Here is a 20,401-nt window from a genome sequence, read left to right as displayed (position 1 = left end):
AAAGTCTCTGTGACGGCTATTGGAAACTTGAAGTCCGCCGGTCTGGCCGCGCTTGCCGCCGTTGCGGCGCTGTCGCTGGCCGCATGCAGCCAGCCCGCGTCCGGACAGCCGTCAGAGTCCGCTTCCGTTGCTGCCTCCCAACCGGTGCTTACCGCCTCACCAAGCCCGTCGCCGTCGCCCAATACATCCGCGACCGTAGGCGCCGTAGTGGCGGGCTTCCCACAGCAGCTCCTCCCCCTGATGCCTGGGGCAACCGTTGTTTCCAGCAGCTTTGACAAGGCCTCTGCCCCTGCGACGGCCGCGTTGGTGGGGACAGTCAAGGCGGTTCCGGCCTCCGTCATCGACTTCTATACGAAGACTTTGGAAGGGCAGGGCTTCAAAGCCGTGCCCGGTGACAGCGTTGGCGGGGTGGTTTCTAAGGATTTCGTCCGCGGCGACAACGAGACAGTTAATCTCTCGGTGGTCGAAGCAGCGGGCGTTTCCACCTTCACCATCGGCGCCAACGTTGCAGCTGAGTCAGCCAAGTGACGGTCGCCGAGCAGCTGAGGAATGAACAGGCTGATTTTGTCGCGGGGGTGGCCGGCGAGCTGACCGCGTTCCTCACGGCCCGGCAGGGCGTGATGTCAGGCATCTCGCCCGACATCGAGCCCATCATGGGTTCAATTTCCAACCTGGTCACCGGCGGGAAGCGCCTCCGTGCCCTGATGTGCTACTGGGGCTGGCGCGGTGCCGGCGGCGAGGCAGGGGCCGGCCAGGTGGTCACGGCCGGGGCTGCGCTTGAACTGTTCCAGGCCGCCGCCCTGATCCACGATGACATCATTGACCGCTCGGACACCCGGCGCGGCGGCCCCAGCGTTCACCGCCGCTTCAGCCAGCTGCACACTTCCCAGGGATGGGCCCTTGACGGCGAACGGTTTGGCCAGGCCGCGGCTATCCTCGCCGGCGACCTGTGCCTCTCCTTCAGCGAGGAAGCGTTCACTGATATCGGCGAACGGGCCGCATCCGGCAGCACCGCCCGGCTGATCTTCAACTTGATGCGCGCAGAGGTTATGGCCGGCCAGTACCTGGACATCCTGGAGGAAGTGGCCGGACCGGTGCGGGACAGGGCGGGCGCGGTTGGCAGGGCGCAGTCCATCATCCGGTTCAAGAGCGCCAAATACTCCACGGAGCATCCGCTGGCCCTCGGCGGCGCCTTGGCGGGAGCATCCGACGAGTTGCTCCGCGGCTATTCCGCCTTTGCCCTTCCGTTGGGCGAGGCCTTCCAGCTGCGCGACGATGTCCTGGGGGTATTCGGCGATCCGCTTACCACGGGCAAGCCCGCCGGCGATGACCTCCGCGAAGGCAAGCGGACCGTCCTGGTGGCCCTCGCTCTGGACCAGGCGTCGCCGGAGGAGTCTGCGTTTATTGATGCCAGCCTCGGCAGCCCCGACCTGTCGGAGGCTGACATCACGCATATTCGGGGGATTATCGAAGATTCAGGGGCCCTGCAGGCGACGGAAGTTTTGATCAGCGAATTCAGCGCGGCGGCATTTGCCGCCCTGGACGGGCTTGAGTTGGAGGACTTGTCCAAAGCCGCCCTGCGGAAACTGGCTGAGGCCGCCGTCAGCCGGGCCTCTTAGAAGGAAGAAATTACCAGGCGAGCGTTTGCGCCCTGCGCCTGATTTCCGTCTTGCGGCCTTCGCGCAGCGCATCAATGGGACGCCCGCGCAGGGACTCGTCAGCAGTGAAGAGCCACCCGATGAGATCCTCATCCGAATAGCCCGCGTCCGCCAGCACCACGATGGTCCCCTTAAGGCTGTCCACCACCTGGCCGTCCTGGATGAATTCTGCGGGGACAGACCGGATTTTCCGTTCCCCCACCCGCAATGCAGCCAGCGCGTGTTCATCAATCAGGCTATGGACTTTGGTTACGGAAACATCCAATAAACGGGCGACGTCGGGCAGCGGCAACCATTCGCCCACCAGGTTTTCTACATTACTCACGGATCAAGGTTGCCACGCGGCCTGCCCCGGCGCCTAGTCGGGTCACGTGATTCTGGCCCTGGCCTGCGGACACTCCGAAAAAGAGGCTATTCCCGGGAATCCCAAAATTCTTGTGCTATTCGCGAATTCATGAGAGATTCACATGCATCACAGTTTTATCACTAATAACTTGAGTCACAGTAGTATCAAGATTGAAAGCGGCATCCCCGTCCGCGTCCGCACCCGCAGTTGAGAAGAGGATTCTTTCCGATGACGATGTCCCGCTCGCCTAAGCAGCCCCCCAAGCCGAGTCTGCCGATGATCGCCGCCACCACTGCGGCACTGCCAGCGGTCGTAATGTCATCCCTGGCCCTGGCTCAGCCCGCCGCGGCCGCCCAGCAGCCGGTGCGGACCATTCCCAGCAGCCTGGCGGCAGCGATGAAAGCCCAGGCCGCAGCAAAGGCAGCCGGGTCGGTCATCCCCGCCGCCGTTGTCTCCACCACCATTCCGGCAGCCTTCCAGCCTGCGCAGCCCGCTGCCCCCGCCGAATACACGATTGCCCGGGGCGATACCGTCAGCGCCATCGCAGGGCGGTTCGGACTGGACACAGGTGAGATCCTCAAGCTGAACAACCTGCAGGCCAACACCATCATTTACCCGGGCCAGAAGCTCAAACTGTCCGGTTCGGCCGCGCCCGCACCGGCAGCCCCTGCCCCCGCCGCCGCTGCGCCGGCGGCACCTGCTCCCTCGGGCGGCGCAACCTACACGGTGAAGGCCGGAGATACGCTCGGCGCCATCGCGGCAAAGCACAACGTTGCCCTCTCCGACGTGTTCAGCTGGAACAACCTCTCCATGCGCTCCATCATTTACCCCGGGCAAAAGATCAAAGTGGGCGGCGGGGACTCCGCACCTGCCCCGGCCGTCCCGGCGCCGGCACCGGCTGCACCGGCACCCGTCCTGGCAACCACGTCGGCCCCGGCCCCGGGCTCCTACACCATCAAGGCCGGCGATACCCTGTCCGCCATTGCTTCCCGCCACGGCGTCAAGCTGTCGGACCTGCTTTCGGCAAACAAGCTGGGCATGAACTCGATCATCTACCCGGGCAGCAAGCTCGTGATTCCCGGCGGCTCCGCCCAGCCTGATCCGCAGCCCGCAGCAGCACCACAGCCGGCTCCCGCCCCACTGGTCGCCAGTTCATTCCTGGGCTTCAGCTACCCTGCTGCTGTGGTGAGTTCGGCCAACGAAAACAAGGCGCTGCTCAACGCATCTCCCGTCCCCTCCCGCGAGGAGATGAAGAACATCGTCGCGGACACGGCACGCCGCATGGGCGTGGACCCCTCACTGGCACTTGCGTTCGCATTCCAGGAATCCGGCTTCAACCAACGGTCTGTTTCCCCCGCCAACGCGATCGGCACCATGCAGGTCATCCCCAGCTCGGGTCAGTGGGCATCGGACCTGGTGGGCCGGAAACTGAACCTGCTGGACCCTTATGACAACGCCGCGGCGGGCGTGGCCATCATCCGTCAGCTCCTGGCTACCAGCAAGGACCAGGACACCGCCATCGCCGGCTACTACCAGGGGCAGTATTCGGTGAGCAAGTACGGAATGTACGACGACACCAAGGCGTACGTGGCGGCGATCAAGGCACACCAGAAAAACTTCAGCTAAGGCACCGCCCCTGGCTGTGCATGAGGGCGGGTCCGAACTGTTACCGGTTCGGACCCGTTTTCATTTCAGACGCGTTTTGCTGCGGGATTAGGATCGTATGGTGCAGGAACACGTGTCAGACCCGGTTGTAGGGACGCTGGTGGACAACCGCTATGCCGTCACCTCCAGGCTTGCCCGTGGCGGCATGTCCACCGTCTACCTGGCCGTGGACCAGAGGCTGGACCGCGAGGTGGCTCTGAAAGTGCTGCATTCACACCTCGCGGCTGACGAAAATTTCCTCGGACGGCTGGGCCGCGAGGCAAAGGCCGCCGCCCGGCTCTCGCATCCGCACGTGGTGGGTGTCCTGGACCAGGGCAATGACGGCACCACCGCCTACCTGGTGATGGAGTACATCAAGGGACACACGCTCAGGGATGTCCTCAAGGACAGGGGTGCCCTGTCGCCGCGGCTGGCCCTCGCGTTGATCGATCCCGTGGTGGAGGGACTTGCCGCCGCCCACGCGGCCGGTTTCATCCATCGCGACGTGAAGCCCGAGAACGTCCTGATCGCGGACGACGGCAGGATCAAGGTGGGTGATTTCGGGCTGGCCCGTGCCGTCACCAGCTCAACCAGCACCGGCGCCCTGATTGGAACGGTGGCCTATATTTCGCCGGAGCTTGTGCTGGGCAAGCCTGCGGACGCACGCAGCGACGTCTACTCCGTGGGCATCATGCTGTACGAGATGCTCACCGGCCGGCAGCCATTCGAGGGCGAGGTCCCCATCCAGGTGGCGTACCAGCATGTCAACGGAACGGTAGGGCCGGCCTCCGACCTGGTGCCGGGACTGGCCGGGGAGTTGGACGAACTGGTGCAGTGGTGCACGGCCAATGATCCGGAGAACCGGCCGGTGGACGCCACCGCCCTCCTTCAGGAGCTGCGCCATATCCGGACCCACCTGACCGATGCGGAGCTGGACCTGCAGCCGCCGGCAGCCACGGCAGCCGGCTCACAGCACCAGACAGAGGTCCTGGCCCGGTCCAGCAATCCGACCACGCTCATGGCAGGCTCCCGGCCGGCGGCGCCCGCGTACCCGCCGGGCCAGCACCAGCGTGGGCAGGACCAGGCAGCAGATGCCCTGACGCATACGGTTCACTACGCACGTCCCGGACTTGCACTGCCGGACGACGACGACACGGACAGCGGCTGGTCTCCCCCGCCTCCACGGCTGGGCAAGCGGGCCCAGCGCCGGGCCGACAGGGAGAACGAAAAGCGCCGCGCCCTGGCCGCCGCCACCCCGGCGCGGACGCTCCGGGAGGGAAATGCCCGCCGTCGTGGCGTCCTTTGGATTGTGGTCCTGATCATCGCGGCCCTGCTGGCCACCGGTGCCGGATGGTTCTTCGGCATGGGCCCGGGCGCCGCCGCTGCCGTTCCCGCTGTCAGCAACAAGACGGTGGCCCAGGCCCAACAGCTGCTGGGCGGAGTTGGCTTCCGTTCCACCACCAGCGATGTTTTCGACGACCAGGTACCCAGCGGACTGGTCGTGGGTACCGAACCCGCGGCGGGGACGGAAATCCGGAAGTTCCAGCCGGTCTCCCTTCTGGTGTCGAAGGGCCCCCAGCTGTTCCCTTTGCCGAAACTCGTGGGCGGCAGCCTGACGGACGCCAAGAACGCCCTCAATGCGGCCGGCATGGCGCTGGGGACTGTCACCGAGCAGTTCGATGACAATGCTGCGGCAGGGAGCGTCCTGTCCCAGGATCCCGGTGCCGGCACACCCGCCCGCCACGGCACGCCCGTCCAGATTGCGGTGTCGAAGGGGCCGCAGCCGATTCCTGTTCCCGTGGTCGTGGGCAAAGCCAAGGATGATGCGGTGGCTGCGGTGAAGGCAGCAGGCCTTACCGCGGAAGTGGCCCCGGACGAAGTGTTCGACAGAAACGTGCCCAAGGGCGCCGTCGTCAGCCAGTCCCCTGCGGACGGGACGCTGATCCGGGGAGGGACCGTCACCCTGACGGTTTCCAAGGGGCCCAGGATGGTCCAGGTCCCCAGCTACATCGGCAAGCAGGCAAGTGAAGCCGAACAGGCGCTGAAGAAGCTGGGATTCGAAGTCCGTCGCAATAACATCCTGGGCGGATTCTTCGGCACCGTCCGGGATCAGTCGCCCGTGGACCGGGAGGTCCCGGAAGGATCGGTCATTACGATCACCGTTGTGTAGCGAAGGCGGGCCGGCAGTACCGGCCCGCCTTCACGCATGATTCTCCTAGTGCTTGGCGAGGGCGCCGGCCACCAGGAATGCCATTTCCAGTGACTGCATGTGGTTCAGGCGGGGATCGCAGACCGATTCGTAGCGGTCCAGGAAGGCGTCCTGGTCAATCGGGTCGGCGCCGCCCAGGCACTCTGCGACATCGTCGCCGGTCATTTCCACGTGCAGCCCGCCCGGCACCGTGCCCAGGCCGTGGTGCACCTCGAAGAAGCCGCGCACTTCGTCAATCACGTCGTCGAAATTGCGCGTCTTGTACCCGTTGGGCGAGGTAACCGTGTTGCCGTGCATCGGATCGGTGACCCACAGGACCTGCGCACCGGAGGCCGTGACCTTTTCGACGACGGCAGGCAGCTTTTCGCGGATGTTGCCGGCGCCCATGCGGGTGATGAAGGTGAGGCGGCCGGGCTCGCGGTCCGGGTCGAGCCTGTCGATCAGGCGCAGGGCGTCGTCCCCGGTGGTGGACGGACCGAGCTTGACGCCGATGGGGTTCCGTACACGGGAGAGGAAGTCCACGTGGGCGTGGTCCAGTTCCCTGGTCCGCTCACCGATCCAGAGGAAGTGGGCGGAGGTGTCGTAAGGGAACCCGGTCCGCGAGTCGATGCGGGTCAGGGCGCGTTCGTAGTCCAGCAGCAGGGCTTCGTGGCTGGCAAAGAACTCCACCCGCTTCAGGGCCTCGAAGTCCGCACCACACGAGTCCATGAACTTGATGGCGCGGTCGATGTCACGGGCCAGCGATTCGTACCGGGCGTGGGCCGGGTTCTCAGTGAACCCCTTGTTCCACTGGTGCACCGACCGGAGGTCGGCGAAACCGCCCTGCGTGAACGCACGGATGAGGTTCAGCGTGGACGCCGAGGTGTGGTAGGCCCGGAGCATTCGGGACGCGTCGTGGCCGCGGGATTCGGGCGTGAACTCGTATCCGTTGACGATGTCGCCGCGGTAGGCAGGCAGGGTGACACCGTTCCGGGTTTCGTCGTTGGACGAGCGGGGCTTGGCGAACTGGCCTGCCATCCGGCCCATCTTGATGACCGGCATGGCGGCACCGTATGTAAGGACCACGGCCATCTGGAGGATGGTCTTGACGCGGGCGCTGATCTTGTCTGCCGTGGCGGCCTCGAACGTTTCCGCGCAGTCGCCGCCCTGCAGCAGGAACGCCTTGCCCTGCGCCGCCGCGGCCAGCCGCTCGCGGAGGACATCCACTTCGCCGGCGAACACGAGGGGCGGAAGGACCGACAGTTCCTTCACGGAGGCTTCAAAAACTTCCTGGTTCTGCCAGCTGGGCTGCTGGGAGATGGGAAGGTCCCGCCAGTTGTCCAGTCCGGGATAGTTGGCCGCTCCGCTCTGGGCGGTGCTGGACAGCGAAAAGGCGGGTTTTGCAGATAGCTCAGTCACCCTCCAAGACTACCGGCAGGGCGGCGCGCGCGGGCACCGCGCCGTCACGCTCACCGCCCGCCCCGTCATAACCGCTGCGGCGTGCCTGGAAGGTTCCGTTACCCCGCGGCCTGGCTGCCGGCGTCGTCCTCTTCAACAGGGCTTCCGGACGCCGGGCTGCCGGGGGCAGCAGCCTCGTCCTGCACGAACTCTCCCTGGGCGGCCACCGGGGCGGCAAGGGGTTCCGCGGCGGCCTGCGGTACGTCCGGCTTGCCGGCAAGCCGGAGCTTTACCACCGCCGCGTATTCGTCCACGTATTCCTGTCCGGAGAGGCGCATCAGCCGGGCCATGATGTCGTCGGTGACCTTGCGCTGGACAATCCTGTCGTCGGCCTGGTCCCGGTGCTCACTGAAGTCCAGTGGTTCACCGAAGATCATCCCGATCCTGCGGATGTTGGGCAGCCGCTTGCCGATGGGCTGGACTTTGTCAGTGCCGATCATGGCAACCGGAATCACGGGGACGCCGGCCTGCAGCGCCAGCCGGGCCACCCCCACCTTGCCCCGGTAGAGCCGCCCGTCCGGGCTTCGCGTGCCCTCGGGGTAGATGCCCAGCAGGCCGCCGGCGTTGAGGACTTCCATGCCGGCGTTCAGGGAGGCAGCAGAAGCAGCCCCGCCGGACCGGTCCATGGGCAACTGGTTGGTGAGGCGGAAGAAAGCGGCAGTCAGCCTGCCTTTGATGCCCGTGCCGGTGAAGTATTCCGATTTCGCCAGGAACACCACGGGCCGGCGAACCATGAGCGGCATGAAGATTGAATCGGAGAACGACAGGTGGTTGGAGGCGATGATTGCGGCCCCCTGCGCCGGGATGTTGTCCAGGCCCTTGACCCAGGGCCGGAAGAGCAGTTTGATCACCGGACCGAGGAAGATCCTTTTCATGACCCAATAGAACACGTGGTGAACCTCTCCGGAAGGCAGCCTCCAGGCCCTGCATCGGGCCTGGCCAGCGATTCAATGCAACCCTACTCTAGTGAGAATTGGCTGGAACAGTGACACGATGGAGTCATGACTGAAAGCAGCGTTCCGTCCCGTCCAGCCGCTTTCAGCTATCCAGGCCACGGCGCCAATGCAGCCATCGGAATCGCCATTTGCCACGGATTTACCGGTAGTCCCGTCAGTATCCTGCCTTGGGCACAGCATCTTGCCGGCCTCGGATACGCCGTATCCGTTCCCCTGCTTCCCGGGCACGGGACAGACTGGCGCCAGCTGGCCCGGACCGGCTGGAAGGACTGGTACCGCAGCTATGAGGAGTCATTCCTGGAGCTCGCAGGGCGGACGGAGACCTGCTTCACGGCTGGCCTGTCCATGGGCGGCGCCATAGCCCTGCTCGCAGCGTCCCGGCATCCGGTGGCCGGAGTGAGCGTTGTTAACCCGGGCCTGAGCTTCTATGACCGGCGGGTGCGGGTGATCGGCCTCCTCAAGTACTTCCAGCGGACCACCGTCCCGATCCAGGAGGACCAGACCGGGGCGCCGGCAACCAACGACGGCGACTATTCCCTGACTCCGCTGGCTGCGGTCCACGAGTTGAAGAAGCTGTTCGCTGCCGCCGTGCGCAGCCTGCCCAGGGTGGACGCGCCTGTCCAGGTCTTCAAGTCGCGCACCGATGCCGTGGTCCCGCCGACGTCGCTGGCCCTGCTGCGGAAAGGGCTGGGCGGGAACCTGGCTGACGTGGTGGAGCTTGCCAGCAGCGGACATGTGGCTACTCTGGACGTTGACGCGCCCGTAATATTCGCCAGGTCGGGGGAATTCGTCGCCACCCATGCCCGCCGCACCAGTACCTTGGAGACGCCATGACCTCCGGCCCGGACCACAGCCCCTTCAGCAGCGCCTTCAGCGGTGAAGGTCCGCGCACCGGGGTGGTCCTGTCACACGGTTTCACCGGAAGCCCGCACGGGCTGCGGGCTTGGGCTGCTGCTTTCGCCGCCGCCGGTTTCGCCGTAAGGATGCCGCTGCTGCCTGGCCACGGGACCACGTGGCAGGACCTTGCCCGGACGCGATGGCAGCAGTGGCATGATGCCCTTGATGACGCCTTCCTGGAGCTGGACGCCGAATGCGACCACGTCTTCACGGCCGGACTGAGCATGGGGGGCGCGCTGGCGCTGCGCATCGCCGCCACCCGCCCGGTGGCAGGAGTGGTCCTGGTGAATCCGTGCCTCGTCATCGACGATCCCCGCGCGCCGCTGGCCGGGATCCTCAAGCTGGTGCTGAAAAGCACCCCGTCCATCGGCAACGACATCCTCAAGGCCGGTGTCGACGAAGGTGCCTATGCCCGCACGCCCGTGGCCGCGGCGCACGAAATGCACAAGATGTTCAGGGACACGGTCCGGCTCCTCCCCCGCGTCACCGCGCCCGTCCAGGTCTACCGCTCCACTGTGGACCACGTGGTGTCCGACGCCAGCATGGATGTCCTGCGCCGCGCGCTGACGCATGCTCCCCTGGAAGTCATCCGGCTGGAGAACAGCTACCACGTGGCCACCCTGGATAACGACGCCGACCGCATCTTCGAGGGGTCAGTGGACTTCATCCGGCGAGTCCAGGCCGCGCCGGCCGGCACAGCAGGGACGGGCGGCGCAGCGGGAACGGGCGGCCCAGCAGGAACGGGTGGCGCAGCGGGAACGGCACAGGAGGCCCGCAGTGAACAGGCCTGACTCAGAGCAGCCGGACCCGGGGGCCAACCAGGACGATGCCGTGTGGCTGGACCTGGTGGCACGGCTTGAGTCCGACACGGTGGCGATCCGCCCCGATTCCCCCGCGCCCGGAGGGCAGCCGCCTGCGGGAACGCCTGCCCCGGGTGCGGAAAAGCCGGGGCCGCCCAGCTTCCGCGACTTCGATCCGCTCGGGTTGGCCGTTAGGCCGCCGACGGAACCATCGGCCGCTGAACGCCAGGCCGAGGCAGGCGGCCGGCAGGAAGCGCCCGGCCCGGACGGAGCTGCCGAAGGTCCCCGCGACTATGAGGTGGACGACGACGACGGCGAGTTCGTGCCGGAGGAACCACCCAGCCTGGCCGGTACCGACCCCCTGACAATGCTGGCCTGGCTCGGGGCCGTGGGCGGACCCGTGGCGCTGCTGCTGTCCGCGATGTTCTGGCGGTCGGCACCCCTGTTGGCGATCGTCGGAATTGTTGCGGTGTTCGTGCTCGGGACGGTGTACCTGATCATGAAGCTGCCGCAGGAAAAGAATGGCGACGACGACGGCGCCAGGGTCTAGGTCCCCTGCCGCGCCGTCGGGGTCATCGGTGGACGCGGCTGCTGACGCGGGAAAGGTCCGCGGCGCCGATAAGGCCCGCGTTGGGGCCGAGCGCAGCCAGTTCTATCCCTGCAGCAGGCCGGAAACCGCGGCCCGTCAGGTTCCGGGCGAAGGCCTTGCGGGCAGGTTCCAGGAGAAGGTCGCCGGCTGAGCACAGCCCGCCGCCGATAACGAAAAGGCCAGGGTCCAGGGCAGCGGCAAGGTTGGCCAGCCCCAGGCCGAGCCATTCGCCCACCTCCTCGATCAGCTCCCGCGACGCGGGGTCGCCGGCAAGGGCCAGTTCAGTCACGATGGCACCGGTGATTGCTTCGGGATGTCCGTCCACGGCTGCCAGCAGGTCCTGGGCGACCGGCGAATTGGACCGGGCCAGGAGCCGCGCTTCCCTGCCAAGCGCGTTCCCGGACGCGTACTGTTCCCAGCAGCCTCGGTTGCCGCACTCGCACCGGTGGCCGCCCGGCATGATGATCTGGTGGCCGAACTCCCCCGCAACGCCGAACCGCCCGCGTTCCACCCTGCCGCCCATCACCATGGCTCCGCCGATGCCGGTCCCCAAGGTAATGCAGACCAGCCGGTCTTCTCCCCGTCCGGCGCCAAAGCGCCACTCTGCCCAGGCGGCGGCGTCGGCGTCGTTGGTCAGCAGTACGGGGCGGCGGAGGAGCCGCTGGAGGTTCCCGCGCAGCGGCTCGTTGCGCCAGGCAAGATGCGGGCTGAAAAGAACCGTCCCGCCGGCCAGGTCCATCCAGCCGGCCGCGCCGATGCCTACGGACCAGATACGGTGACCGCGGCCCAGTTCCTCCACCAGTTCCACGATGACCTGCTCCACCGCCCTCGGATCGGTTCCGGGCGTGGAGCGGCGTGCCTCACTAAGGATCCGGCCCTCGGCATCCACCACCCCCGCGGCCACCTTGGTGCCCCCAATGTCTATGCCGATGGCCAGTCCCTTGCGGCCGAGGCGAAGATGCCCGCCCACCCCTCCGTGCAACTGCCCCGGACGATAGGTGGCTGGACGCCGGCGCCGCCAGGGAGCCTGCCTTCTAAGGGGGCCGGCCTGATCGCCGGGCAACGGTCCGTACATAGTCCACCATTCTAGGCCTCGAGCTGGATTGTCCTAACATACTCCCCCGCGTGCCCAGCACATTGACGGCTAAGTTACTCGCCAGTAGGTTTATGTACTGCACTGTTCCACCCGGGGTACTAGTCTTTAGGCAAACCCCTGCGCGGGACTTCAGATATCAAAGGAGCTATAGTGCGCGAATTCAGTGTTCCGCCCCTGGTTGTCGTCCCACCGGAAACGAACATCTCCGATCTGGTGCTGCGGCAGGCGGCCAAGCCCGGCAACCCGGCGCTGTTTTCCCGGCTGGACTCTTCCGGCGTATGGCGCGACGTGCGCGCCACGGAGTTCCTGGCTGACGTACAAGCCCTGGCAAAGGGACTGATCGCCAGTGGAGTCGGTCTGGGCGACCGCGTGGGCATCATGTCCCGGACCCGCTATGAGTGGGCACTGGTGGACTTCTCGATCTGGTTCGCAGGGGCCGTTTCCGTGCCCATCTATGAGACTTCATCCCCGTCCCAGGTCGCCTGGAATTTGGGTGATTCGGGCGCCGTGGCTGCCTTCAGCGAATCGGCCCACCACGAAAACGTCATCCGCCAGGCGGTTACGGCTGAGGGCCTCACGGCCGTGCAGCACATCTGGCAACTCGAGGGCCAGGGACTCGACAGCCTCCGCGAGGCAGGCCGGGGCATCACCGACGAGGAACTCGAATCCCGCCGGGCTGCGGCGGGCCTCGGCGACGTAGCCACCATCATCTATACCTCCGGAACGACGGGACGCCCCAAGGGCTGCGAACTTACGCACGGCAACTTCGTGGAACTTTCGGACAATGCTTTGGCCATCATTGGCGAGATCGTCCACGAGAACGCCAAAACCATCATGTTCCTGCCAATGGCGCACGTCTTCGCCCGCTTCATCTCGGTACTGGCCATGGCCGCCGGGACCACCGTGGCGCATACACCCGACATCAAGAACCTCCTGGCGGACCTGCAAAGCTACGAGCCGACCTTCATCCTCGCGGTGCCCCGCGTCTTTGAAAAGGTCTACAACTCCGCCCTCACCAAGGCCGAGGACGGCGGCAAGGGCGCCATCTTCCACCGGGCTGCCGAAACCGCCATCGCCTTCTCAAAAGCCCGCCAGGACGGCCGCGTTGGCCTGGGCCTGAAGTTGAAGCACGCACTGTTCGACAAGCTGGTGTACGGCAAGCTCCGGGCAGCCATGGGCGGTCACGTGGCCCACGCAGTGTCCGGCGGCGGTCCCCTGGGCGAACGGCTGGGCCACTTCTTCCAGGGCATCGGGCTGCAGGTCCTGGAAGGCTACGGCCTCACCGAAACCACGGCCCCCATCACAGTGAACACTCCGTCGCGGATCAAGATCGGCTCGGTGGGCAAGCCCCTGCCGGGCAACGCGGTGAAGATTGCCGACGACGGCGAGATCCTTGCCAAGGGTGTTTGCGTCATGCGGGGCTACTACCGGCGGGACGACCTGACCGCTGATGCCTTCACGGACGGCTGGTTCCACACCGGGGACATCGGGCGGCTGGACGAGGAAGGCTTCGTCTGGATCACCGGCCGCAAGAAGGAAATCATCGTCACCGCCGGCGGCAAGAACGTCATCCCCGCCCTGCTCGAGGACCAGATCCGCGCCGACGCGCTGGTGTCCCAGGTGCTGGTGGTGGGCGACAACAGGCCGTTCATCGGCGCCCTGGTGACCCTCGACCAGGAAGCCCTGCCGGGATGGCTCCAGCGCCACGGCCTCCCTGCCGACACCACCCTGGAGCAGGCCGCCGGGAATCCCGTAGTGAAAGCCGCAGTCCAGGACCTGATCACCGCCGCCAACACCTCTGTATCCCAGGCCGAGGCCATCAAGTCCTTCCGCATTGTCCCGGCCGACTTCACCGAGGCCTCCGGGCACCTGACCCCCTCCATGAAGGTGAAGCGGGCCCAAGTGATGAAGGACTTCGAAACCGTCATCGAGGAAATGTACGCCGCGCCTCGTTCCTGACCTACCGGGCCGGGGCGGGCCCAGCCCACTACCCATCGTCTGCCGCTTTCCCGCCGTGGCTTCAGGGGAGACGAGAAGGGCNGGAGCGGCCCTTTCGTTGTCCTGCAGGCTGTTACTGCTCGATGACCAGCAACAGGTCTCCGCCCTGGACCTGCTCCACTGCGGAGATGGCGAGGCGGGACACCTTGCCGCCGACCGGCGTCGTAATGGATGCTTCCATCTTCATGGCCTCGATGGTCGCCACCGTGTCACCCGCCTGGACCGTGTCACCGGGCTTGACCGTGACGGTGACGGCGCCGGCGAACGGTGCTGCCACCTGGCCGGGCTGGGCGGGATCGGCCTTTTCGGCGGCTTTGACGTTGCTCACAACGGAGCGGTCGCGGACCACCACGGGCCGGGACTGGCCGTTGAGGGTGCACATGACCGTGCGCATGCCCTTTTCGTCCGGCTCCGAGACGGCTTCCAGGGAAGCGATGAGGCGGACGCCGCGCTCCAGCTGGATCTCGTGCTCGGTGCCGCGCTGCAGGCCGTACAGGTAGTCGCGGGTGTCGAGGACCGAGATGTTGCCGTACGTGTCCACACTCTTCAGGTAGTCCTTGGTGGGTCCGTCGAATAGCAGCCGGTTGAGCGTGTGCTGGCGGGTCTTCGAATCGGACTTCAGCGCGGCGCTGTCCTCGGCGCTGAGTTCGGCGTCGCGCACCTTCACGCTGCGGCCCTGGAGGGCCTTGGTGCGGAAGGGCTCCGGCCAGCCTCCGGGAGGATCGCCGAGCTCGCCGGACAGGAAGCCGATCACCGAATCCGGGATGTCATAGTTCTGCGGGTTCGCCTCGAAGTCCGCGGGGTCGGCGTTCAGGCCCACCAGGTGCAGGGCGAGGTCACCCACCACCTTGGAGGACGGCGTGACCTTCACCAGGTGGCCCAGGATGCGGTCGGCCGCGGTGTACATGTCCTCGATGGCTTCGAACCGCTCGCCCAGGCCGAGCGCGATGGCCTGCTGGCGGAGGTTGGAGAGCTGGCCACCGGGAATCTCGTGCTTGTAGACCCGGCCGGTGGGGCCTGGAAGGCCGGACTCGAACGGGGCGTAGACGCGGCGCACCGCTTCCCAGTACGGCTCGAGGGAGCTGACGGCGTCCAGGCTCAGGCCGGTGTCCCGGGGGGTGTGCGCCAGGGCAGCGACAAGGGCCGACGCCGAGGGCTGGCTGGTGGTGCCGGCCAGCGACGCGGAGGCAACGTCCACGGCGTCCACGCCGGCGTCGACGGCAGCCAGCAGCGTGGCCAGCTGGCCTCCTGCGGTGTCGTGCGTGTGCAGGTGCACCGGCAGGTCGAAGCGCTCCCGCAGGGCCGCGACCAGCTTCGCTGCTGCGGCGGGCCGCAGCAGGCCGGCCATGTCCTTGATGGCCAGGATGTGTGCGCCGGCGTCGACGATCTTCTGCGCCAACTCCAGGTAGTAGTCCAGCGTGTAGAGCTTCTCGGCCGGATCCAGCAGGTCGCCGGTGTAGCACAGCGCCACCTCTGCGACGGCGGTTCCGGTGGCCCGGACCGCCCGGATGGCGGGGGCCATCTGGTTGACGTCGTTCAGGGCGTCGAAGATCCGGAAGATGTCGATGCCGGTGGCCGCAGCCTCATTGACGAAGGCCTCGGTGACCTCCTCCGGGTACGGGGTGTAACCCACGGTGTTGCGGCCGCGGAGCAACATCTGGAGGCAGACGTTCGGCATGGCCTCGCGGAGGGCAGCGAGGCGGTCCCAGGGGTCTTCGCCGAGGAACCGCAGGGCGACGTCGTACGTGGCACCGCCCCAGGCTTCCACGGAGAGAAGTTCCGGCAGCAGGTGGGTGACGGCAGGACCGGCGGCCACGAGGTCGCGGGTGCGGACGCGGGTGGCCAGCAGGGACTGGTGCGCATCGCGGAAGGTCGTGTCCGTGACGGCGACGGCGGTCTGTTCCCGCAGTGCCCTGGCGAAGCCTTCCGGGCCCAGTTCCAGGAGCTTCTGGCGGGAACCGGGTGCCGCCTGCCGGCCCTTGACGTCCGGCAGCTTGTGGGCCGGGTTGGAGTGGACCGTCAGTTCACCGTTGGGCTTGTTGACGGTGACGTCGGCCAGCCAGGTCAGGAGCTTGGTTCCGCGGTCGGCGGAGACGCGGGCCTTGAGCAGCTCCGGGCGCTGGTCGATGAAGTTGGTGGCGACGTCGCCTGCGATGAAGTCCGGGTCATCCAGCACTGCCTGCAGGAAGGGGATGTTCGTGGAGACGCCGCGGATGCGGAATTCGGCGAGGGCGCGGCGGGCACGCGCAACGGCGGCGGGGTAGTCCCGGCCGCGGCAGGTGAGCTTGACCAGCATGGAGTCGAAGTGGGGGCTGATCTCGGCGCCGGAGTAAACAGTGCCGCCGTCCAGCCTTACGCCTGCGCCGCCGGCCGAACGGTACCCGGTGATCTTTCCGACGTCGGGCCGGAAACCATTGGCGGGGTCCTCGGTGGTGATGCGGCTCTGCAAGGCGGCGCCTCGAAGCCTGACCGTGTCCTGGGAGAGCCCAAGGTCGGCGAGCGTCTCACCGGAGGCGATCCGCATCTGGGCCTGCACCAGGTCCACGTCCGTGACTTCCTCGGTGACGGTGTGTTCCACCTGGATGCGCGGGTTCATCTCAATGAAGACATGCTGGCCGGCCCGCTCGCCTTCGGTGTCCACCAGGAACTCCACGGTGCCGGCATTGACGTACTTCAGTGCCTTGGCGAACTTCACTGCGTCCCGGTAGAGGGCCTGGCGGATGCTGTCGTCCAGGTTTGGCGCCGGCGCGATCTCGATGACCTTCTGGTGCCGCCGCTGAATGGAGCAGTCACGTTCGAAGAGGTGCATCACGTTGCCCTCAGCGTCTGCGAGGATCTGCACCTCAATGTGGCGGGGGCGGAGGACCGCCTGCTCCAGGAACATGGTGGGATCGCCGAAGGCCGCGTCCGCTTCACGCATGGCCGACTTCAGGGCTTCGGGCAGGGCCTCGCGGGTGTCCACCCGGCGCATGCCGCGGCCGCCGCCGCCTGCCACGGCCTTTGCGAAGATGGGGAAGCCGATCTCGTCGGCCGCCGCCAAAAGCTCATCCAGGTCCTTTGACGGCTCGCTGGACTTCAGGACCGGGACACCTGCTTCACGGGCAGCCTTCAGCGCAGCCACCTTGTTGCCGGCAAGCTCCAACACCTCGGCGGGCGGCCCGATAAAGGTGATGCCGGCCTCCGTTGCAGCGCGGGCCAGCTCCGGGTTTTCGGACAGGAAGCCGTAACCGGGGTAAATGGCATCCGCGCCGGACTCCTTGGCGACCCGGACCACCTCCGCCACGTCCAGGTATGCCCGGACGGGATGTCCTTCCTCACCAATCAGGTACGCCTCGTCCGCTTTCTGGCGGTGGATGGAGTTTCGGTCCTCTTGGGGAAAAACGGCAACGGTCTTAGCGCCCAGCTCGTAGCCGGCGCGGAAGGCCCTGATCGCGATTTCGCCGCGGTTGGCCACCAGAATTTTGGAAAACATGCTTCTCCTGCATCATTGCGGGGTGGATCGAATGAGTGGTCACAGTGTCTAGGACCTACAAGGACAAACACAAATCTTTGTGGCCACGGTCACAGAATTCCCCGTCATCTCCCGAACGCTTTCAGCCTCGCTGGAGGAAACCACCCCGGCAGCACAGTCGGTGCCATGCCGACGCCCAATAAAGCAGGATTCGCCGACGCATCAACATATGATGAGTAGGGCGGCAGGACCGTCCGGCTTCGGCTCTGCCGTGGCAAACATTACCCCCAACACGGCATCCGGCGTTAGGTTTTGGTCTCTCAAGTGCAAGTAGTCAGCATCAGCAGCCTCAAGGGTGGAGTCGGCAAGACTTCCGTCACCACAGGATTGGCGTCTGCGGCGCTGGCCGCGGGAGTCAGCACGCTGGTGGTGGACCTTGATCCGCACGCCGACGCCACCACTGCCCTCGGAGTCCATCCCGGCGACCAGTTGGATATCGGCAGGATGCTGAAGAGTCCCCGACGGGCAAAGCTGGCTGAGAATGTGGTGCGCAGCACCTGGGCGGACCGCACCCCTTCCAATGGTTCGGGGCCCGCTGTCCTGGATGTCGCCGTCGGCTCCGCCTACACCGGCATCTATGACCGCCCGGACCTGGGCCGCCGCGACCTTCGCCGCCTTTCGGCAGTCCTGGCCGGCGCCGACGGCTACCAGCTGGTCCTGGTCGACTGCCCGCCGTCGCTGAACGGCCTGACACGCATGGCGTGGGCGGCCAGCGACAAGGTGGCACTGGTTGCCGAGCCGGGACTGTTTTCGGTGGCCGGAACGGAACGGACCATGCGGGCCATCCAGCTGTTCAAGCAGGAGTTCGCGCCGGGCCTGACACCCGCCGGCATTGTGGCCAACCGGGTGCGGAGCGGCTCCTCCGAGCACACGTACCGGCTGGCGGAGATGGAGTCGATGTTCGGCGAGCTCCTGTTGAGCCCGCGCATCCCCGAGCAGGCCAACTGGCAGCAGATCCAGGGCGCCGCCCACCCGGTGCACCACTGGCCGGGAGACTCGGCCAAGTCGGCGGCGGGTTTGTTCGATGATCTCCTGTCCAACCTGATGGCGGCCGGCAGCGGTCTGCGCAGCCGCGCGCGCTGACCGGGGGAGGCTTACGGGCCCCCGCAGGCACTGATTGAAAAAGCAAGGGCCGCCCTCCAGCAGGAGGGCGGCCCTTGGTCTGTTCTTAGTCCGCGTACGTCAGCTGGTGTCCCCGGACGTCAGCTGATCTTCCGCGCGGCGCGGCGCTTGCTCAGTTCGTCGTCCGGAAAGGACTGTTCGGCGGCATGCTCGCTGGGAAGCGAGGCGAGGCTGCCTTCGACTTCGCGCCAGACGCGTCCCACGGCGATACCGAAGACGCCTTGGCCGCCTTGAACCAGGTCGATGACTTCGTCGGCGGAGGTGCACTCGTAGACGCTGGCGCCGTCGCTCATCAGTGTGATCTGGGCAAGGTCCTCCACGCCCCGCTCACGCAGGTGCTCGACGGCGGTACGGATCTGCTGGAGGGAAACTCCAGTGTCGAGGAGGCGCTTGACCACTTTGAGCACGAGGATGTCACGGAAGCCGTAAAGCCGCTGCGAGCCGGATCCGGCAGCACCACGGACGGCGGGCTCGACCAGTCCGGTGCGGGCCCAGTAATCCAACTGGCGGTAGGTGATGCCTGCGGCCTTGCAGGCGGTGGGTCCGCGGTAGCCGGCATCTTCGTCCAGGACGGGAAGGTCCTCGGTGAACAGGAGGCCCTGGGCACCACTGACGGGCACAGCAACACCAGCGGTGGGCTGTTTCAGCCCGCCTGCTTCGCCTTTGGGACTCACCTGGATCCTCCTTGTCGTACGCTCCCCCGGAACCGACACGGCTGCCTTGGCATGAAGACCATGCGTGTAATTTCCGCGGGGCGCACTTTCCAGTGTGACTTGCGCGGGTGCCGTAAGCAAGGGAACTTGATACTTCGACGTTAGGCCCGGCGGGTCCCGAGGTCAAAGACCTAAGGGGCTTGGAAGAGGCGTGTCGAAAGTTTCAGCCTTAACTTTAACCTTAACGTGACCTTAGCCGTCGAAATCCTCGGGTTCCACATCGTCCAGGAACTCGCGGAAACGGCGCAGTTCGCGTTCCTCATCCACGGTGGGGCCGGGCTCGGCGTCCTCCCCCTCATCGTGCTCCGTGATCCGGACTCCGGCTTCGTCCATGACGGAATCGGCGCACCAGATCCGGCACTTGGCACGCAGGGCGATCGCCAGTGCATCTGAGGCCCTGGAGCTCACCGTGGTGCCGTTTTCGAACTGCAGCTGCCCGTAGAAAATGTTGTCCTCCACGGCGACAATGTTCACGCTGACCACCGAGTGGCCCAGGGACTCCACTACGTCCACAAGGAGGTCGTGGGTCATGGGCCGGGGCGGGACCACGCCCTGCTGGGCCAGGGCGATGGCGCTGGCTTCCGGGGTACCGATCCAGATGGGGACATGGCGTTCGCCGTGCATCTCCTTGAGCAGGACCAGCGGCTGGTTGGAAGGCAGTTCAATCCGAACGCCTACAATCTCGACTTCGATCATCAGATGTCCATGCGTGAGATGTGGTCCTGCACCAGGGCCCGGTGCAGGGTGAGGCAGAGGTCACTGATCTCGCGGGCGGCCTCGGCTGCACGCGCCTGGGATGCCGGGTCCCTGCGCGAGGCGAGGGGTGCGACCGCGCGTTCCACCAGGCCGAATTCCCGTTCGGCTGCTGCCTGGAACGGCCGCAGGTGCCGGGGTTCCAGGCCGTGGCTTTCCAGCTGGACGCAGGCGCGGGCAACCTGGAGGGCATGCTCGTCAAACTGGCCGTTGCTGTGGCTGATGAGGCCAAAGTCCAGGAGCGACTGCAGCAGGGGAACACTGGCACCTGATTCGGTACGGAGCTGTTCCTCACTCAGCTTGCGGGCGCGGTTCTGCAGTTCCGCGGCCAGCTCATCGGAGACGATGCGCGGTGAAACCACGACGCCGGGCGGCAGGTTTTCCGGCCGCTCCCCCCTGTCGATGGCGTCAAGGTAGTCCTTGATGACTTTCAGCGGCAGGTACTGGTCCCGCTGCAACGCCAGCACGAAGCGAAGCCGCTCCACGTCGCCGTCGGAATACTGGCGGTAGCCGGCAGGCGTGCGCCGGGGGTTGATCAGGCCCTTTTCCTCAAGGAAACGGATCTTTGACGCGGTCATGCCCGGGAAGTCGGCGCTCAGCTGGGCGAGGACCTCGCCGATGTTCAGGACCTGGGGGCCCCGGCGTTCCGGTTGTGCCATTGCCACAGGCAGC

General features: G+C 66.3%; 17 protein-coding genes. 9 read left to right on the top strand and 8 right to left on the bottom strand.

Going from position 1 to position 20,401, the window contains the following annotated elements; translation table 11 throughout:
* Window positions 1-9 precede the first annotated feature (9 nt).
* Window positions 10-528, top strand: coding sequence for a hypothetical protein (locus ACTJK0_RS15855; protein ID WP_440745834.1), 519 nt, complete (start codon window positions 10-12; stop codon window positions 526-528).
* The gene (locus ACTJK0_RS15850; protein WP_110545635.1) at window positions 525-1,619 is read left to right on the top strand and encodes a polyprenyl synthetase family protein; all 1,095 of its coding nucleotides are present in this window, start codon (window positions 525-527) and stop codon (window positions 1,617-1,619) included. The genes ACTJK0_RS15855 and ACTJK0_RS15850 overlap by 4 nt, the downstream gene beginning before the upstream one ends.
* A gap of 10 nt (window positions 1,620-1,629) precedes the next feature.
* On the opposite strand, the gene ACTJK0_RS15845 is transcribed toward ACTJK0_RS15850, so the two are convergent.
* Window positions 1,630-1,983 carry an Rv2175c family DNA-binding protein gene (locus ACTJK0_RS15845; protein WP_181422525.1) on the bottom strand — a complete coding sequence of 118 codons (354 nt, stop codon included), beginning with the start codon at window positions 1,981-1,983 and terminating at the stop codon, window positions 1,630-1,632.
* Window positions 1,984-2,232: 249 nt separating this feature from the next.
* On the opposite strand from ACTJK0_RS15845, the gene ACTJK0_RS15840 reads away from it, so the two are divergent.
* A complete protein-coding gene (locus ACTJK0_RS15840) occupies window positions 2,233-3,630 on the top strand; it encodes a LysM peptidoglycan-binding domain-containing protein (protein WP_440745833.1) in 1,398 nt (465 codons plus the stop codon).
* A 97-nt stretch (window positions 3,631-3,727) separates the two neighbouring features.
* A complete protein-coding gene (gene pknB, locus ACTJK0_RS15835; RefSeq protein ID WP_440745832.1) occupies window positions 3,728-5,818 on the top strand; it encodes a Stk1 family PASTA domain-containing Ser/Thr kinase in 2,091 nt (696 codons plus the stop codon).
* 45 nt (window positions 5,819-5,863) lie between these two features.
* Here the strand turns inward: pknB and ACTJK0_RS15830 are convergent, their stop codons facing one another.
* Window positions 5,864-7,255 (bottom strand): class II 3-deoxy-7-phosphoheptulonate synthase, encoded by a 1,392-nt coding sequence (locus tag ACTJK0_RS15830; protein ID WP_440745831.1) that lies wholly within the window; start codon window positions 7,253-7,255, stop codon window positions 5,864-5,866.
* A gap of 98 nt (window positions 7,256-7,353) precedes the next feature.
* Window positions 7,354-8,184, bottom strand: coding sequence for a lysophospholipid acyltransferase family protein (locus tag ACTJK0_RS15825; protein WP_440745830.1), 831 nt, complete (start codon window positions 8,182-8,184; stop codon window positions 7,354-7,356).
* Window positions 8,185-8,295: 111 nt separating this feature from the next.
* On the opposite strand from ACTJK0_RS15825, the gene ACTJK0_RS15820 reads away from it, so the two are divergent.
* Genes ACTJK0_RS15820 through ACTJK0_RS15810 form a run of 3 tightly spaced genes read left to right on the top strand, consistent with a single transcriptional unit; the run spans window position 8,296 to window position 10,497 of the window.
* Window positions 8,296-9,084, top strand: a complete 789-nt coding sequence (locus ACTJK0_RS15820) for an alpha/beta fold hydrolase (protein WP_110545624.1) — start codon at window positions 8,296-8,298, stop codon at window positions 9,082-9,084.
* On the top strand, window positions 9,081-9,938 hold the full coding sequence (locus ACTJK0_RS15815; RefSeq protein ID WP_440745829.1) for an alpha/beta hydrolase: 858 nt from the start codon (window positions 9,081-9,083) through the stop codon (window positions 9,936-9,938). Before ACTJK0_RS15820 ends, ACTJK0_RS15815 begins: the two co-directional genes overlap by 4 nt.
* On the top strand, window positions 9,925-10,497 hold the full coding sequence (locus tag ACTJK0_RS15810; RefSeq protein ID WP_110545622.1) for a hypothetical protein: 573 nt from the start codon (window positions 9,925-9,927) through the stop codon (window positions 10,495-10,497). The genes ACTJK0_RS15815 and ACTJK0_RS15810 overlap by 14 nt, the downstream gene beginning before the upstream one ends.
* Window positions 10,498-10,519: 22 nt before the next feature.
* On the opposite strand, the gene ACTJK0_RS15805 is transcribed toward ACTJK0_RS15810, so the two are convergent.
* Window positions 10,520-11,611: an ROK family glucokinase gene (locus tag ACTJK0_RS15805; protein ID WP_440745828.1), complete on the bottom strand. Its 1,092-nt coding sequence runs from the start codon at window positions 11,609-11,611 to the stop codon at window positions 10,520-10,522.
* A gap of 171 nt (window positions 11,612-11,782) precedes the next feature.
* Here ACTJK0_RS15805 and ACTJK0_RS15800 point away from each other — a divergent pair, with 171 nt between their 5' ends.
* On the top strand, window positions 11,783-13,591 hold the full coding sequence (locus ACTJK0_RS15800; RefSeq protein WP_440745827.1) for an AMP-dependent synthetase/ligase: 1,809 nt from the start codon (window positions 11,783-11,785) through the stop codon (window positions 13,589-13,591).
* A 112-nt stretch (window positions 13,592-13,703) separates the two neighbouring features.
* On the opposite strand, the gene ACTJK0_RS15795 is transcribed toward ACTJK0_RS15800, so the two are convergent.
* Window positions 13,704-17,102 (bottom strand): pyruvate carboxylase, encoded by a 3,399-nt coding sequence (locus tag ACTJK0_RS15795; RefSeq protein ID WP_440745826.1) that lies wholly within the window; start codon window positions 17,100-17,102, stop codon window positions 13,704-13,706.
* Between the two features lie 303 nt (window positions 17,103-17,405).
* On the opposite strand from ACTJK0_RS15795, the gene ACTJK0_RS15790 reads away from it, so the two are divergent.
* Window positions 17,406-18,224: a ParA family protein gene (locus ACTJK0_RS15790; protein WP_110545615.1), complete on the top strand. Its 819-nt coding sequence runs from the start codon at window positions 17,406-17,408 to the stop codon at window positions 18,222-18,224.
* Between the two features lie 119 nt (window positions 18,225-18,343).
* Here the strand turns inward: ACTJK0_RS15790 and ACTJK0_RS15785 are convergent, their stop codons facing one another.
* The 3 genes from ACTJK0_RS15785 to ftsR form a co-directional block, all read right to left on the bottom strand.
* Window positions 18,344-18,937 (bottom strand): MerR family transcriptional regulator, encoded by a 594-nt coding sequence (locus ACTJK0_RS15785; RefSeq protein WP_018763528.1) that lies wholly within the window; start codon window positions 18,935-18,937, stop codon window positions 18,344-18,346.
* A gap of 231 nt (window positions 18,938-19,168) precedes the next feature.
* Complete coding sequence (locus tag ACTJK0_RS15780; RefSeq protein WP_043453120.1) at window positions 19,169-19,672, bottom strand: bifunctional nuclease family protein; 504 nt, start codon at window positions 19,670-19,672, stop codon at window positions 19,169-19,171.
* Complete coding sequence (ftsR, locus tag ACTJK0_RS15775) at window positions 19,672-20,388, bottom strand: transcriptional regulator FtsR (protein WP_110545614.1); 717 nt, start codon at window positions 20,386-20,388, stop codon at window positions 19,672-19,674. Before ftsR ends, ACTJK0_RS15780 begins: the two co-directional genes overlap by 1 nt.
* Between the last annotated feature and the right edge of the window lie 13 nt (window positions 20,389-20,401).

Origin of the sequence: Paenarthrobacter sp. 22069 (genome assembly GCF_052046035.1) — a bacterium.
Lineage (GTDB): Bacteria > Actinomycetota > Actinomycetes > Actinomycetales > Micrococcaceae > Arthrobacter.
This window is presented reverse-complemented; position numbering and strand designations above follow the sequence as displayed.